13 protein-coding genes are annotated in these 17,445 nt (G+C 40.5%); 6 read left to right on the plus strand and 7 right to left on the minus strand.

What is annotated here, in order from left to right; translation table 11 throughout:
- Positions 1-402: 402 nt before the first annotated feature.
- The 6 genes from ACZM60_RS09560 to dinB all read right to left on the minus strand — a co-directional run bounded on the left by ACZM60_RS09560 (position 403) and on the right by dinB (position 10,422).
- Positions 403-4,419, minus strand: a complete 4,017-nt coding sequence (locus tag ACZM60_RS09560; RefSeq protein ID WP_489521376.1) for a hybrid sensor histidine kinase/response regulator transcription factor — start codon at positions 4,417-4,419, stop codon at positions 403-405.
- Positions 4,420-4,831: 412 nt separating this feature from the next.
- Entirely contained in the window at positions 4,832-6,055 is a 1,224-nt protein-coding gene (locus tag ACZM60_RS09565) for a clostripain-related cysteine peptidase (RefSeq protein WP_489521377.1), read from the minus strand.
- 6 nt (positions 6,056-6,061) lie between these two features.
- On the minus strand, positions 6,062-6,469 hold the full coding sequence (locus ACZM60_RS09570; RefSeq protein ID WP_021971285.1) for a hypothetical protein: 408 nt from the start codon (positions 6,467-6,469) through the stop codon (positions 6,062-6,064).
- Between the two features lie 167 nt (positions 6,470-6,636).
- Complete coding sequence (locus ACZM60_RS09575) at positions 6,637-7,497, minus strand: sigma-70 family RNA polymerase sigma factor (protein WP_021971286.1); 861 nt, start codon at positions 7,495-7,497, stop codon at positions 6,637-6,639.
- A gap of 92 nt (positions 7,498-7,589) precedes the next feature.
- On the minus strand, positions 7,590-9,257 hold the full coding sequence (locus ACZM60_RS09580) for a TonB-dependent receptor (RefSeq protein WP_489521378.1): 1,668 nt from the start codon (positions 9,255-9,257) through the stop codon (positions 7,590-7,592).
- A gap of 76 nt (positions 9,258-9,333) precedes the next feature.
- On the minus strand, positions 9,334-10,422 hold the full coding sequence (dinB, locus tag ACZM60_RS09585; protein ID WP_489521388.1) for a DNA polymerase IV: 1,089 nt from the start codon (positions 10,420-10,422) through the stop codon (positions 9,334-9,336).
- Between the two features lie 110 nt (positions 10,423-10,532).
- Here dinB and ACZM60_RS09590 point away from each other — a divergent pair, with 110 nt between their 5' ends.
- Genes ACZM60_RS09590 through fmt form a run of 3 tightly spaced genes read left to right on the plus strand, consistent with a single transcriptional unit; the run spans position 10,533 to position 13,896 of the window.
- Positions 10,533-11,096: an L-threonylcarbamoyladenylate synthase gene (locus ACZM60_RS09590; RefSeq protein ID WP_489521389.1), complete on the plus strand. Its 564-nt coding sequence runs from the start codon at positions 10,533-10,535 to the stop codon at positions 11,094-11,096.
- Positions 11,097-11,108: 12 nt separating this feature from the next.
- Entirely contained in the window at positions 11,109-12,908 is a 1,800-nt protein-coding gene (locus ACZM60_RS09595; protein WP_021971290.1) for a chloride channel protein, read from the plus strand.
- A gap of 16 nt (positions 12,909-12,924) precedes the next feature.
- Positions 12,925-13,896 (plus strand): methionyl-tRNA formyltransferase, encoded by a 972-nt coding sequence (fmt, locus tag ACZM60_RS09600; RefSeq protein ID WP_489521379.1) that lies wholly within the window; start codon positions 12,925-12,927, stop codon positions 13,894-13,896.
- 66 nt (positions 13,897-13,962) lie between these two features.
- Here the strand turns inward: fmt and ACZM60_RS09605 are convergent, their stop codons facing one another.
- Positions 13,963-14,691, minus strand: a complete 729-nt coding sequence (locus ACZM60_RS09605; protein WP_489521380.1) for a NigD1/NigD2 family lipoprotein — start codon at positions 14,689-14,691, stop codon at positions 13,963-13,965.
- Between the two features lie 159 nt (positions 14,692-14,850).
- Between ACZM60_RS09605 and ACZM60_RS09610 the strand changes: the two genes are divergently transcribed.
- From ACZM60_RS09610 to rpe, 3 genes are all read left to right on the plus strand, one after another.
- Positions 14,851-15,402, plus strand: coding sequence for an RNA polymerase sigma factor (locus ACZM60_RS09610; protein ID WP_489521390.1), 552 nt, complete (start codon positions 14,851-14,853; stop codon positions 15,400-15,402).
- A complete protein-coding gene (locus ACZM60_RS09615) occupies positions 15,399-16,700 on the plus strand; it encodes an outer membrane beta-barrel protein (protein ID WP_340319500.1) in 1,302 nt (433 codons plus the stop codon). The genes ACZM60_RS09610 and ACZM60_RS09615 overlap by 4 nt, the downstream gene beginning before the upstream one ends.
- Before the next feature lie 80 nt (positions 16,701-16,780).
- Positions 16,781-17,440 (plus strand): ribulose-phosphate 3-epimerase, encoded by a 660-nt coding sequence (gene rpe / locus ACZM60_RS09620; RefSeq protein ID WP_340319501.1) that lies wholly within the window; start codon positions 16,781-16,783, stop codon positions 17,438-17,440.
- Positions 17,441-17,445 lie beyond the last annotated feature (5 nt).

A 17,445-nucleotide genomic window follows, 5' to 3' on the forward strand; every position in this document is an offset into this window, starting at 1 on the left:
GTTAATTTGTAATTAATTGTTTGTCAGACTTAAATATACAAAATAATTCGGTGATTACCAACTTTTAAAGATACTTTCTTATCCCGAACTCACGTATATTATAGATAATTATAGGGTTAATGAATTATGTCTGGCTAAAAAGGATATCTTTTTCCTCTTTGGCTGTTGCAAAAATGATGATTGTGTGTAAAATGGATGGTCAGATAGCTGACATATAAGGTTTGATTGCTGACAATTTTGTTTATCCTGATAGCTTTATGTACTTGAAAAACTGTATTCTGCCTATGAATTGGGGTATTTATTACCTTATTGAGCGGGATAATATAAAAAAAGCCAGTAAACATTGCTGCTTACCGGCATGAAGGAAAAAGTATGATAACTGATTTCTTGTCTTGAAACGGGTTAATCTGTATGCTCTTGTTCGTATTTGCTTGGCTGGATGCCAAATTGTTTTTTGAACAGCATGCTGAAATATTTTACATTGATAAAGCCTGTATCGGTGGCTACTTCTGTCACATTTCTTCCTTGTTTTAGTAATTCGGCCGCTTTCTGAAGGCGTATGATGCGAATGAATTCCTGAGGGGCTTTCCCTGTCAATGACTTAAGTCGACTGTAAAACAGTGTACGGCTCATAGCCATTTCCTGACATAAACTGTTGATGTTGAAATCGGCATTGCTGATATTTTCAATTACAAGCTGGGTAGCACGTATGACAAAAGCATGGTCACTTTCGGATAAAGAGGACTGGACCTCATCTACTTTGTTTGCAGGTTGGATTGTATCCGAAACAGATGGTTCGTTGGAATCAGGCTGTACGTTTCCTACTTCTTTCAAAACCTGTCGCATGATGAAAGCCCGTTGCCTGTTCCTGTTTTCAATAAGCCCTTGTACTTTCAGTTTTAGGATTTCAGTGCTGAAAGGTTTAGGAATATAGTCATCGGCTCCTTTCTTCAATCCTTCGACTACGGCATCGTAATTAGTTTTTGCTGTAAGCAGAATGAAAGGAATACCAGCTGTTTCTGGATTTTCTTTGACCAGTTTACAAAGTTCATCTCCTTGTATGCCCGGCATCATGACATCCGATAAAATAAGGTCGGGATATTCTTTCGACAGATATTCGAGAGCTTCTTTTCCGTCGGGCATATCGATAACCCGATAGTCTGGTTCGAATGTTTTGCGTAGGTAATAGCGGAGTTCTTCGTGGTCTTCTACTATCAACAGAGTGTTGAGGGAGTCGGTACGTTCTTCCATATCCTGTTGCTCGGGAGAGGAATGTACTGTAGTGTCTATATTAAAGGAGTGAATTTCTCGAGTTTGGTAGGTCTTGTTTTCCTGACTTCCGGCAGATGCAGGCACAGCATCCGCCTTTTGTAATGTAACATGGAAGATACTTCCTTTATTTAGTTCTGATTCATAACTGATTTTTCCATGTAACATTTTAACGATACGTTGTACTTGCAGAAGTCCGAATCCGGTACCTGTTTCTTGTGATTCTCTGGCATTTTCAGCACGATACACATTGTTGAACAGTTGACTTTTCGCTTGGGTAGGAATACCTATTCCAGTATCTTTTACTTCGATAGTTACTTTTTGTTTGCTACATGACAGGCTCAAACTGACACGACCTTGTGGCAGGGTGTATTTACATGCATTGGATATTAAATTGTCGAGCAGCATTTCCATCAAATGTTGGTCGCACAAAGCGTATACTTCATGATTTGGCAGAAGTAATTCCAAGTGCAATTGCTTTTTGTCGCAGAAGGATTGAAAACTGGCACATTCTTCAGTAAGCAGTTTATTGATATTGGTGGGCCTTAGTTCTATTGGCTTTTTATGAGTATCTACTTTTTCAAATTCAAGTAGTTGTGTAATAAGAGTATGTAACTTGTGCGTATTGTTTCGAGCCATATCCAGTAGATAGTGGACTTTATCGGACAATCCTTGTTCTTTGCTAAGATCTTCAAGGGGTGCCATAATAAGAGTGACCGGAGTTCGAATGTCATGAGCTGTATCGATGAAGAACTTTATTTTATCTTCATCATACTTCTTCTGTAACTGATTGCTTTTGTAGCGTAATATGAAGTAGAATATACTACCTATGAGGCAGATATAAATAATCCATGCATACCAGGAGTTCCACCAGGGTTGTGCTACAGTAATAGGAAGCGTGCGCTCTGAAATGATTTGTCCGTTGCTCTTTTTCAGGCTGCGTACTTTTAACAGATAGGTTCCCGGCGATACGTTGGTATATCGTATTGTGCCGTTTGATGATAAGTCGCTCCATGATTTTTCATAACCGTCGAGAATATATTGATAGGCAATGTCGTGTTGAAAACGGTAGTTGATGGACTCGAAAGTTACGATAAAGGAGTTATGCTTATAATCGAGTCTGACATTGTTATCCAACAGCATCTGGTAAATATAGGGGTGCAGTTGCTTGGATTCTTGTGGATTGAGGTATTCTACCCGTAAATCGGTGAAACGAAGCGGGGCTTCATAGTTGGCTGCTGTTATAGCATTGGGATTTATCAGGACGACACCACTGGTACTGCCGTATGCAAATCGTCCGTCGGACAGGCGTATGCAGGATGATTTATTGTATACTTTATCAATGTTATAGATATAATTTAAGTTTAATACCTTGGAATCTTTTACAATGGCCAGACCTTTTCCCGTACTTGCCCATATGCAACCTTTTGAATCTCGTTGCAAACTATATACGTCATCCGACAACATACCCTCGTGCGTTGTGAATGTTTTCAGTGTGTGGGTGTGCATGTTGTATAAGCTGAGGCCGCCTCCTTCGGTGCCTAACCATACGGTACCGTCGTTGTTGAAGAGCATGGAAATAATGTATGCACTTGCATTTTGTTGATTAAAATCTTCGCATGTGGCATAGCGGCGTATTTCCTCACTCTTTTTGTTGACAATGCAAAAGCCATTTACTGTGGCTACAGCTATTTGGTCTGAATTGATTACTTCGATGGAGTGAATCCAGTTTATGGTATTGAATATTTTTTTAGTTTTTCCTGATTGTGTTATAACCTGCAGGCATCCTTCCATTCCACCTATCCATAAATCACCTTCATTGTCTTTGGTTACCGAAAATATGTAATTGGTTGTCAATTCTCCTGCTCCTTGAGTAAGGTGTTGAATAATTTTTCCTGATTTGTCGAGCAGGTATAATCCGTCACCGTAAGTACCCACCCAAATTGTACCGTTTTCTCCTTTGCAAAGTGTTACAGCAACGGTAGACTTGAGTGTGTGGCTCCACGTATGAGTTGTTGAGGCTTTTAGAATACTGATACCATCATCGGTTCCGAACCATAAATCACCGTTCGTATTTTCTTCTACATCGTTGACATTATTATTTGCCAGTGATTGGGGATTCCCCTTTTCGTGAGTGAAAATAGTAACCGGATATTTTAATAAGATGGCGACGGAAACTCCTCCTGTATAGCTTCCTATCCAAATATTACCTTGATGATCTTTGGTGACTGCGTATACTCCGTTGCCTTGTAAAAAGACATCACTGCTATCTTCGGTGCTGATAAATAGTTGGGCTTCTCCTGTTTGTTGGTCTACTATATATATACCTCCTCCATCAATTCCAATTAGGAGTTTATGATTGTCGTAGGGGGTAATGGCGCGTATCGGGTTGAGAAAAATGGAATTTTGTTTCTCCACTTGCTGTAAGGCTGATGTTTGCAAATTTATATTCCACAAGCCGCTGTTAAGGGTTCCAATCCAAAGCTTCTGTTGGATAGTATCGTAATATAAAGTTTGTATGTTTTTATCTTTAGCAAGTACTTGAGGACGAGAAGGATGAGAACATGAAAGTTGTAAGACACCAGTAGAACTCCCTGCAAAAAGTGAATCTCCTACGCAAGTAATATCGTTGATATATTGTTGTGGAACAACAAGGGAAATTTTTTCGTTGGCTGTTTTTCTGTAAAGCCCTTTGCTTAATCCAATCCATAATGTTCCATCCGCATCTATACATAACTTATTGAGAATGATTTCTCCATTAATGTGTTCTCCTAAGTATAATACTGGCTCAAAGCTGTCGGTCTTAGCTGAGTATTGATAGATTCTCCCTGTGTGATCGTACGCCCATAATCTGTTGTGATGGTCATATAATAATCGGATGCGGCGTCCAGCCATGTCACCGTAATAAAAATTTCCTTGAAGGGTATAGTTTTTTACGCTTTGTCCGTTATAACGATCTATCCCATCTTTTGTTGCAATCCAGATTACACTATGGTTATCCTCTATAATGGAGAATACACGTTGGCTGCTAAGTCCTTCAGCATTTCCTATTTGTCTGACATTGAACATGCCGTTGAGTAATCCTGCTTGAAGTTGGACCGTGAAAAGACAGACAATGATGATGACGATATATCTTACTGATAGTTTCATACGATAAAGTTTAACAAAGGCGTATTTATTTTAGCAAAAGCAACATATCCGGCTCTTTTTGGGTACAGTAGGGTATGAAATTGAGTATAATTTTAGTGTTATAATGTTGATGCAAAAGTAATCAAATTAGTCCGAAAAAGCCCAATAAATGTAAATTTTGTGGACACACTTTAGAGGAAATCTATAAAAGATTATTCAGACAATTGAGGAGCTTGCAGAAAAAGGAATCTTTATGGCAAGGCATTGTGCTGCTGCATTGGTATCTGAAATCATGACAGAAGACAAACAGCCTACTGTCCATTTTATGATAAAACTAATAATAAGCGAAAGTTTTACAACTTATAGTACAATGTAGTAGCCCTCTTCCTCCAATGATGCTGCAATTATAATTGCAGCACTAAAGAAGAATTGATTATGGCTGAAGTTCATTCCATCCGGCAGCATTATACCATGCGATGGATGACTGACAGTATCTGTCCCACGTATAGTTGATATTCTTACCCGGAAGATACATACCCATACCACAGAAGCGGTCTGGATCAATTTTCAAGGTCATGAGTGGATATTCTTTTCCATCCAGACAGTCTTTGGCGATCACAGCTTGGTCGATACTGCTCTGTACCGATGCTGGAATATTACCTCCGTTCAGTTGTGAAATGAAATCGATTACATCAAATGAAAAATTTTTGTAATCTCCATAGCCATATTGCTGAACCTGTGTATAGTCGATAGTCTGTAATTCCGACTGGTGACTGGTGAGTTCTGTCTGTATGGCTTGTGCCATATTTCCCATTGCTGTACAATCTACTGCGGCATATGTTTCCCACCAATTATTTTCTCTATTATATTGAGCTGTTTCGTTGCATATTTCTGCATAATCGATAGAGTCATCATAGAGATTGATGAAGAAACGATCGTAAGGAAAACCTGCGACAGGAGTTTCCATTACAGAAGCTACGCAATAGTGAGTTGCGTTACGTAATTCGTAAAAAACTTCCGCTGTACCCATCATACACGCATCGAATAACGTAAATTCAAGATAACCGGAAGGAAAACTCTGTTCCAATGTACTTGCAAGTTCTGGAATATCAATGGTATTGCTTTGTATACCGTCCCAACCAAACGAGCGGGTGTTTGCTGCATTAGGAGAGGGAAGCCAGCCACTGGCATGAGATCCGAAAATTAACCCGTAAGATTGAGCCGGAGCTATGTCCTGCATCATACGTAAATTTTCTTTCATGATGGAAGGATTGGTTGCAATGCCAAGTAAGGCTTGATGATGCTTAGCCTGTGCTATGATATTTTCTTTGGTGAGAGAAGTCCCTTTTAATATCTCCTGACCATTTATCTTTCCATATCCGTCAGTCTGAAATTCCAAAATTTCAGCAGTATCCAGATATTTGTTACTTGCATATGGTTTATAATAGACAACAAGTGTGCAGGTATCTTGTGCTGTAGACAAACTTTCGTACATCCATTGTACATTGTCCATGATATAGTTGTCGAGATTATTATTGGCTATTAAATAAGCAAGTACTACACGCTTGGCACGCGCAGACTGATGATATTCTGGAATTTCATCAGAGCAAGCACCCAGAATCAGTAGTGAAACGATATATAGCAGGGCTTTCTTCATGCGTAATTAATATAATTCGGCTTTCTTAAATGTGAACTCAGGATCTACATCAAGTACTACGATACTTTTATTTTTCTGATATTTTTGTTTTAATTTGCTTATTTCCTTCTGTAGGTTCTTTTTCTTTCGGTTATAATAAACAAAGCAAGTACGGTTTTTCAATTTTTTATTTGATTCCAGATAATCTTTCAGTTGCATGCTGTATTCTGCACGTCCGGAAAGTAATCCTTTTTCATCAACAGCAGCACTGTCTACATATTGGATATTTGTAAAGTAAACTAATGAGTCGGAAAATGATGCTGAAACTCCTGTGATGTATACACCATACTTATGTTTGTCTTTCGGTGCTTTTGCCAGTGCAGGAAGAACCACTGATGCAATAAGTATCAGGCAAAATAATTTGAAATATTTCATAATTTAATAGTTTTGGTCACAAAAATAGACAATTACACTCATATACGAAAAAGGAATGAGGAAAATTAACAAAGAAAAACGCATTGTTTAGAAAAACAAAAGATGCAATAGTGTGGCGCGCTGCCCACTGTTGCATCCTGTTTTTTTCGGAAACGATCCTTATCTTATTACCCTAAATAAGATTTGAGCAACTTACTACGAGAATTTTGTCTTAATCGTCTGATGGCTTTTTCTTTAATCTGGCGTACGCGCTCACGAGTGAGTCCGAATTTGTCGCCGATTTCCTCCAACGTCATTTCCTGCGTGTTAATACCGAAAAACATCTGGATAATATCCTTCTCTCTTTCGGTTAGCGTAGAAAGTGCTCTGTCGATTTCCCTCGAAAGTGATTCATTAACCAAGGAACGATCCGCCATAGGGGAGTCGTCGTTTACAAGAACATCCAGCAAGCTGTTGTCTTCTCCTTCTACGAAAGGAGCATCTACAGAAATGTGGCGTCCTGAAACTTTCAGCGTATCCGAAATTTTATCTACCGGAATTTCAAGCTCATCGGCAAGTTCTTCCGGAGAAGGGCGTCGTTCGTTTTCTTGTTCGAATTTAGAGAATGCCTTACTGATTTTGTTCAGTGAACCTACCTGATTCAATGGCAAACGTACGATTCGAGATTGTTCTGCCAAAGCCTGAAGAATAGACTGGCGGATCCACCATACAGCGTAGCTGATAAATTTGAAACCACGAGTTTCGTCAAACTTCTCTGCTGCCTTGATCAAGCCCAAGTTTCCTTCGTTGATCAAGTCCGGAAGGCTCAAGCCCTGATTTTGGTACTGTTTGGCTACTGATACTACGAATCGCAGGTTAGCACGTGTTAGTTTCTCTAAAGCAGCACGGTCTCCCTTACGAATACGCTGAGCGAGTTCTACTTCTTCTTCGACGGTAATCAGGTCCTCACGACCGATTTCCTGCAAATACTTGTCAAGAGAAGCGCTCTCTCGGTTAGTGATACTTTTGGTAATCTTTAATTGTCTCATTACTATACACCGAATTTGGCTACAAAAATACGAAAAAACTTTCGTATATACGACTTTCTATTAAGAAAGATTAAGCTTGATGCTTAATTATTTTACTCTGTTACTTCAAATGGGAGTTCTTTATACACAAAACTCCTACCGTTTTCCATCCCTTCGAGGACGATACGGTAGCTTCCTGGGTATGAAGGAGCCTGCAAAGGAATCGTACAAGTGCTGTCGGCTGGTATGGTGCAGACTCGTAAGGGAACTTCGGAGGAAAAAGAACGGTTGTCCGAAAGTCCTTTCGGCGTATAAGTGATTCCTTCGGGTTCGACTTCTGTATGCTGTTTTCCGTTAAGTGTTTTGATGACAATTACTCCATTGAATGCTCGCGAACCATAAAGGGCCATGGCTCTTGTGGCTGGTATGTATTCGATTGAAGCAATGTCTGTAACATTGACCATCGACCGTAAATCTTCGTTCAAAGCCCAGCTGCCGTCTATATAGAAATGAACGACAGGGAGTTCGTTTAATGTTCCGCTTCCTCTGGTAGATAGAACCAGTTTTCCATCGATGCCATTTTGATTTTCACCGTCTGCCTTACCTGTTTCGACTATTCTCAGGCTCGGCATTGCACGTATAATTTGCTCTAGGTCAATATAATGTCGTTCTCTGATTTTCTTTTCATCGAAGTAGTTGGTAAAAGGACGGCTGTTGGGGTTTTCTACATACGGCGTACGGGCTGTCACATCTATCTCCGATATCCATATTATAGTATCGCTGAGTGAAGAGCTTTTTTCTCCGTTATACAAGCCATCGTATTCTTTCCATGTGATCTGTGAAGCCTTTGAGGGAGGGAAGCTGTCTGTGCACATCTCGATATGAGTATCTTTGTATTTCCCTTTTTTGTCGTAAGCCTGGATAAAAAAACGTTCTCCATCTTTAAAGTCATCTATTCCTAATACGAAATGACCTTGTTCGTCTATATCTGTGTCGTAAGTAAATCCCGTATTCGAACTATATGCTACTACTGTTCCTCCTTTCTGATAAGGTTTTCCCGAAGCTGTTTTTACATTTCCTTGCAAGGATAATATTTGTTCTGGAACGAAATGATATTTCCAGGTTCCGAAAAGTATTTTTCCACATGCGTCACTTCCCTGTGCCTTGAATGTTCGTAAGGCTTCTAACATTTTTGCCGAACTCTTTTTACGCACATTTTCCATTCTGCAAAGCAATTGCATACCGTATCGTCCAGCCTGTACAGATATATTCAGTGGTTCTCCTGTCTGAAGTGTGTCTGCCGATAAGGACCATTTTATCTCTGCTCTACCAGAAAGCACTTTGATACTGTCTTGCAACTGTGAGGAGAAAATGGGATAACGGTTTCCGGTTTTTACCCCAACTACGGTCTTTCCCCATGTATACGATGGGAAGTTTCTCATAAAACGGGTGTATGCTTTGATTACCAGGCAATGAGAAGCAGGTAACTGCCCTACCGGGAAACGGCAATAGAAAGCCGATCCAATGTTACGCACTTTCTGCCGTTTTACTAATGTTCCATCTTCTTGCGACAGTTCAATATAGCAATAGTGACCAAGTTCGCTTGGAACAAACAAATGAGGGGCACATACCATTCCTGTTACATAGATTGTATCTCCTGCCTGATAGATGTCTTTATCTGTTGCCAATATAGTTGTTTCATAATAGCTTTGTCCATATAATATGACAGGAAAGAGCAATAAGAACAGTAACAAGGTAATGTGTCTTTTCTTTTTCTTCATAATATTCAGTATATAAGGGGAGAACATTCTTTCCAAAGATAGAAAAACATTGCAAGAAAAAAACAATCTTATCTTTTTAATCGGTAAATTTTAACTCTAACTGTATCCATTGGGGAGCATAGACTTCCTGCTCCTCTTTCGGATTGGATACGGACAGTCCGAGCAGACGGATGGGGCGTTGCTGGAAATCTACCTGATTTATCAGTTCTTTGGCAAGAGGCAGAATTTCTTTCAGTTGATACAGGTTGCGGTTTACGCTTATACTGCGTGTAATTTGTGTAAAATCGTAGAATTTTACTTTCAGGGTAAGTGTACTGCCGCGGAAATTCTTTGCTTTTAATCGTTCTGCCAATTCGCAGGCTACGTGATAAAGCTCGATAATCACCGACGACTTCAGTGTGATGTCTTTTTCCAATGTGTGTTCGCATCCGATGGACTTACGTATCCGTACTGCTTCTACGGGGCGTAGGTCTATTCCTCGTGCAAAATCATAATATATTTTTCCAGCCTTTCCGAATTGCCTTGTTAGCATGTCCAAGGAACAGTTGCGTAGTGTTGTCCCGTTATAGATACCTAATGTATGCATCTTCTGGGCTGTGACCGGCCCGATGCCCCAGAAGGCCTCTATCGGCAGTCCGGCAATAAATTCCTCGGCCTGGTCGGGATGTATGGTACATAATCCGTCGGGTTTGCGCAGGTCGGATGCTATTTTGGCCAGAAACTTGTTGTATGATACTCCGGCTGACGCGATCAGATGTAGCTTCTCCCGGATACGCTGCTTGATTTCGCGTGCAATGTCTACGGCCAGTTCAATTCCTTTTTTGTTTTCCGTTACATCGAGGAAGGCTTCGTCCAGTGATATCGGTTCGATAATGTCGGTGTATTCATGAAAGATGTCGTGGATTTGCGCTGATACCTGCTTGTATACCTCCATTCTGCCCGGTACAAAGATCAGTTGCGGGCAGAGTTTTTGTGCCTTGACAGACGACATGGCAGAACGTACCCCGTATTTGCGCGCTTCGTAGCTTGCTGTTGCAACTACACCACGTTTCTCGGCATGACCTACGGCTATAGGCTTTCCTCTCAGCTCCGGGTTATCGCGCTGCTCGATAGATGCATAAAATGCATCCATGTCTATGTGTATGATTTTGCGGTTGGTACTCATGTCGGTATAACACTCTTTCATGCAAATTTAATGAAAGTTTTTTGGGCTATCATAAAAATCATTTGTACTTTTGTGATGCTTTGAATAAACTAGCGAGAACGTTCATTATGATGAAAGATGAAATTAAAAAGGCATGTGAAGTCATGCAGAAAGGTGGCGTAATACTTTATCCCACCGATACAGTGTGGGGAATAGGTTGTGATGCGACCAATGAAGAGGCTGTAAAACGTGTGTACGAAATTAAGCGAAGAGCTGATAGTAAGGCGATGCTGGTACTTGTCGACAGCCCGGTGAAAGTAGATTTTTATGTTCGTAATGTACCTCCTGTAGCATGGGATCTGATAGAAATGACAACTAAGCCCCTTACAATTATTTATGATGGCGCACGTAATTTGGCTCCTAATCTGCTGGCTGAGGACGGTAGTGTCGGAATACGTGTGACAAGTGAGGCATTCTCAAAGGAACTTTGTTTCCGCTTCCGTAAGTCAATCGTTTCAACATCGGCTAATATTAGCGGACAGCCTGCACCTGCCGTATTCAGCGAAATAACTGAAGAAATAAAGAATGCTGTAGATTATATAGTCGATTTCCGCCGTGAAGAAACAGGCCATCCCAAACCATCCAGCATCATTAAGTTGGGTGAAGGAGGAGTAGTGAAAGTCATAAGAGAATAAAATACATAGTTGATGAAAACATCGCAAGACAAATTTGATTTGCTTCAGCGTTTCATCCAATGGCGGGAAAAACATATCACGAATAAACAGTTTGTCCTGATATTAAGTTTTCTCGTAGGTATTTTTACAGCATTAGCTGCTTATGTGCTGAAGTTCCTGGTAGAATATATAAAGGAGTTCCTGACGGAGAATTTTGACCCGATGGGTGCTAACTGGTTGTATCTGGTTTATCCGGTTGCAGGTATTTTTATTACCAGTCTGTTTATTCGGAAAGTGGTACGTGATGATATCAGTCATGGTGTGACTAAAATTCTGTATGCCATATCACGTAAACAAAGTCGTATCAAGCGGCATAATATCTGGTCGTCTGTTTGTGCTTCTGCCATAACAATTGGATGTGGTGGTTCTGTCGGAGCAGAAGCACCTATCGTATTGACAGGTTCGGCTATCGGTTCTAATTTAGGTAGTATTTTCCGTATGGATCATAAGACACTAATGCTACTTGTGGGATGCGGTGCTGCCGGAGCTGTTTCTGGAATCTTCAAGGCTCCTATAGCCGGGCTGGTATTTACTTTGGAAGTGCTAATGATTGATCTGACAATGGCTTCGCTTCTTCCATTGTTGATTACGAGTGTAACAGCTGCTTCTGTATCTTATTTATTGTTAGGTACGGAGGCTATGTTCCAGTTTCATCTTGATTATCCTTTTTCCCTGGAGCGTATACCCTATGCCATTGGATTAGGTATATTTTGTGGACTGGTTGCCTGGTATTTTACTCGTTCCATGAACTGGATAGAGAACATATTCCGGCGTTATTCCAATCCGTATGTAAAATTCGTTATCGGTGGTGCAATGCTGAGTATCTTGATCTTTCTTTTTCCACCATTGTATGGTGAAGGATACGATACAATCAGTCTGTTGCTGAATGGAGAAACTGCTGCCGATTGGAATACGGTGATGAATAATTCATTCTTTTATGGTCATGCCAATTTGCTGGTAGTGTATTTGGTGCTCATAATTCTGTTTAAGGTTTTTGCATCAAGTGCTACCAATGGTGGAGGTGGTTGTGGTGGTATCTTTGCTCCGAGTCTGTTCTTGGGATGTATTGCTGGTTTCGTCTTTTCATATGTCTGTAATGAGTTTCATATAGGCAATACTTATATTCCGGAGAAGAACTTCGCTTTGATGGGAATGGCTGGTTTGATGTCTGGAGTCATGCATGCTCCTTTGACAGGCATTTTCCTGATAGCTGAACTGACCGGTGGTTATGATCTCTTCCTGCCTTTGATGATTGTTTCGGTTTGCGCGTATCTGACTATAATCGTATTCGAGCCTCATAGTATTTATTCAATGCGTTTGGCAAAGAAAGGAGAACTGATTACTCACCATAAGGATAAAGCAGTTCTTACTTTGATGAATATGGAAAGTATCGTTGAAACCGATTTTTTGAAAGTTCGTCCGGATATGGATTTAGGTGAGATGGTAAAACGTATTTCGCAGTCCAGTCGTAATCTTTTTCCGGTAGTCGATGCCAATGATAGGCTGATAGGTATTGTTGTGTTGGATGATATTCGTAACATTATATTCCGTCAGGAATTATATCATCGCTTTCGAGTAGAAAGTTTCATGAAGCCTCCTACAGCTCCTATTATCAATACTGATTCGATGGAGGTAGTGATGAAAAAGTTCGATACGACCGGTGCATGGAACTTGCCTGTGGTGGATGAAGATAATAAATATATTGGCTTTGTGTCTAAATCGAAGATGCTGAATACCTATCGTCAGGTACTGGTAGATATTTCAGCGGAATAAAAAAAAGCAGAATATTATGGATAAAAAAGACTTGAGAATTGTATATATGGGTACTCCCGAGTTTGCTGTGGAAAGTTTGAAAAGGCTGGTAGAGGGAGGATATAATATCGTTGGCGTAATTACGATGCCTGATAAACCAATGGGGCGTCATGGTAGTGTCTTACAGCCGAGTCCCGTAAAACAATATGCAGTTTCACAGGGATTGAAGGTTCTCCAGCCTGAAAAATTGAAAAATGAAGATTTTATAGCCGAACTCCGGGGATTGCATGCCGATTTACAGATTGTGGTAGCATTCCGTATGTTGCCGGAAGTTGTATGGAACATGCCTCGTTTGGGAACATTTAATTTACATGCTTCTCTATTGCCTCAATATCGTGGAGCGGCCCCGATTAACTGGGCTGTGATAAATGGAGATACGGAAACTGGTATTACGACCTTTTTCCTGAAGCATGAAATCGATACAGGGGAGATTATCGATCAGGTACGTGTTCCTATTGCTGATACGGATAATGTGGAAATGGTTTACGACCGTTTGATGCATTTGGGAGGTGATTTGGTATTGAAAACAGTTGATGCAATATTGGAAGGCAATGTAAAGACGACTCCCCAAGATGAACTTGCAAAAGTGGAAGAACTTCGTCCGGCTCCGAAAATATTTAAGGAAACATGTCGTATAGACTGGATGAAAGGAGTGAAACGGGTATATGATTTTGTGCGTGGTCTTTCTCCTTATCCGGCAGCGTGGACGGAGCTTTGTCAGGAGGAACTTGCTCCTGTAATGTTGAAAATATACGATACAGAAAAGCAATTCTGTGAACATTCATTGACACCGGGAAGCATCGTAACTGATAGTAAAACTTATTTCAAGATAGCATCAACAGATGGATATGTAAATGTCCTTTCGTTGCAACTGGCTGGTAAGAAACGTATGAATGTACAAGATTTCCTTCGTGGGTACCGTCATGCAGAAGGAGCATGCGTTAAATAATAGAATACCATTCAGAACAGCCTGGAAGAGGATAAAGGCTGTTGCTGAATGGTATGAGATATAAACTTAGAAACAACAAGATTCTATCGTTTGTGAGGGATTTTCTTCTGTCTGTGTCCCTTGTGAGTTTGACTTTACTACCCATTCTGCACGTTTGTTTGCTCCACTATTATAAATGATTTTAAATCCTTTACATTGGGTATTGTAATCAGGAATACTTTCGAGTGTATATGAAACAATTCCCCAAAGGTGCTCTGTGTAAGTATCTCCTTCATTATTGTGCCTGAATTCTACTTGTAATAATCCGTTTTCATCTAATTGTGTATCAGCATTGAGTACAAGACTGATTCGATGACTGATGTTTGTGCTGCCATAATATTCGTATTGAATATTCAAGTGTTTTGAACTGAGTGAGGAAGCGGTTATTTGAATCGGATCGTTACCATAAATGTCTGCTGATCCTGCTTGTCGCAAATCGTCAGCCTTTTTGGTTAGAACTTTATTTACTCGGATCAATTCGACCGACGTGCTGTTCGATTCATTTTCTGTTGCACTTCCCGCATATTGGAATACAGTCAGTACTCTTTGTCCGGTAGAATCTGTTTGAGTTGAAGTAATAAATCCAGGGTTGATAGGTATCAGTAATCCGTATGAGTCCGATTCTATCCCATCGGCATTTACGGTTCCAAGAGTGGAGTAGACTATTTCAGGCTCGTTGTCATTCAGGCAAGCCGAGAAGAGAGTACAACAAAATAATATTCCAATAAGGTGGTAAAAATATCTTTTTCTTTTCATGGTTATTATTCTTGTTTTATTTCATATATAGAATGTGTAAAATAACTTTTTACTGCATGCCTGATTGTTAAAAACACTTTAAGTGGAATTTTATTCTCCAAGATGTGCAGTATTTTTGCCTTTGTTACATTTCATAGTAAAATGCAGATGAAAGCTGATATATCGGAGGAAGAATTGTCGTTACTGTGTCAACGGGGAGATATGCAGGCGCGCCGCACGCTGTATGAGCGTTATGGTAGAGCGCTGATGGCTATATGTCTTCGTTATATTGGAGATCGTGAAACGGCGGAAGATGTCTTGCATGATGGATTCCTTCGGATTTTTCAGTCAATAAAGCAGTTTACTTATCAAGGAGAAGGCTCACTCAAGGCTTGGCTTTCGCGAGTGATGGTAAATGAAGCATTAGGATACTTAAGAAAAAAAAGCGCACAAGTACAGCAGGAAGTCTTGATGACGGAAATTCCCGATGTTCCTGATACCGACGATAGTGATGTAAATGATATACCTCGTTCGGTTTTGATGAAATTTATATCAGAACTTCCTGAGGGCTATCGTACCGTATTTAATTTGTATGTTTTCGAAAATAAGAGCCACAAGGAAATTGCTTCATTGCTTGGGATAACAGAACATACTTCATCATCACAATTTTACCGTGCCAAGAGTTTATTGATAAAGAAAATAAATGAATATAGAAAAGAGGAACTAAGATGAAAGAGAATGATAAATGGGTAGAAAACCTTCGAAATAAGCTGGAGGATTATTCTGAACCGCTTCCTGATGATTTGTGGGGAAGATTGGAGGAGGAATTGTCTGCACCACGCGTCATTCCGATGTGGAGGACACGCCGCTTTGTTGCTGCGGCTGCCGCTGTAGCGGTTATAGCTGTTTCGTCGCTGACGTTCTGGTTTATAAATTCTTCTACAGCCGATTACGTGCGTGATAAGCAATCGTTGGCTGAAGAGCTTGGGCAACAGCAACACGCGGCAACAGATATTCTTTCAGAATTACCGGAAGAAGAACAACCTTTGACGGCTTCTCGTCCGGTACTGGCTGCTACAGTTCCAGTGTTGGATGAAAGAAAAGAGGCGATAGGAGGGACAATTGAAGAAACGAGTGAAGAAATATTACCGGAAGGCGAACGGGAAAGCATTGGGGAAGAGAATAAGGAAGAGGAAAATACTCAACGTACTGTGGTAGGTCACGATGACTCAGAACAACATAACCGTGCTTATCGTACGTTGGAAGCAGATCGCCGTCAGTTACAGCGAAATCAAGAAATGCTGGCTTCTATAAAAACTGATAGGAACCGTAAATGGTCGGTTGGATTGTCTGCTGGAAATACACCGTATGCTTCATCTCGTTCGTTTGAAGGTATGAGTCGTCTGAACACTCGTTCATTATATGCCAGCCCTATTAATATGGCTGCTGTATCGGAAGACGATCATCAGACAGCTTACAGTCAGGTACTGTTTAATAACCGTGATCGCAGCGCTACCACCAATGTACATCATAAGATGCCTGTTACGGTTGGAGCTTCTGTAAAGTGGCATATAACTGAAGCATGGGCAATAGAGTCGGGCTTGAACTATACGATGCTTTCATCCGAATTGCATTCGGGATCGGGCTCCTATCTGGAAGAAGAACAGAAATTGCACTATATAGGCATTCCGTTGAAGGTGCACCGGGCTATATGGGATAACCGTTGGTTCTCATTTTATGCCTCAGCGGGAGGAATGGTCGAGAAATGTGTATCAGGAAGTGTAGATGTTGTATATGTAAATGGTACTTCCAATCGTGATATGGAGCATAATTCATTAACTGTAGATCCTTTGCAATGGTCATTATCGGCTGCGGCAGGCGTTCAGGTTAATTTTACGAAAAATATCGGATTGTATGCCGAACCTGGTATTGCCTATTACTTTGACGACGGCAGTCAGGTGGAAACAATACGTAAAGAACATCCGTTCAATTTTAATCTTCAGTTTGGATTACGTTTCAGCATTAAGTGAAAAAGACTGTTTTTACATTCATTGTAGTTGATATTCCATAAAAATACTTACCTTTGTTTTTGGAATGACACGTTTGTAATATGAAAAATGAATTAAAAATATCACCTTCCCTTTTGTCTGCCGATTTCGGAAATTTGAAAGATGACATTATTAAGGTAAACCGTAGTGAGGCCGACTGGTTGCATATTGATATTATGGATGGAGTATTTGTACCGAATATCTCCTTCGGATTTCCAGTATTAAAATATGTAGCCGAATTGAGTGAAAAGCCGCTCGATGTACATTTGATGATTGTACAGCCTGAGAAGTTTATTCGTGAAGTGAAAGAACTGGGTACGATGATGATGAATGTACACTATGAAGCATGTACACATTTGCATCGTGTCGTACAACAGATTAAGGATGCGGGTATGCAGGCTGGGGTAACCTTGAATCCGTCTACACCGGTATCGATGCTTGCTGACATTATTGGCGACGTAGATATGGTCTTGTTGATGAGTGTAAATCCGGGGTTTGGAGGTCAGAAATTTATTCCACATACATTGACGAAGGTGCGTGAGTTACGCGAATTAATAGAACGTACGGGTTCGGATGCTTTGATAGAAGTAGACGGTGGCGTGAACCTGGAAACAGGTGCTGAGTTGGTAAAGGCGGGTGCCGACGTACTGGTTGCGGGCAATGCCGTGTTTAAAGCTCCAGATATGGAGGATATGATTCACCGTTTGAAAAGTCTAAAATAACAAGT

The sequence above is a fragment of the Phocaeicola sp. genome (assembly GCF_057861905.1).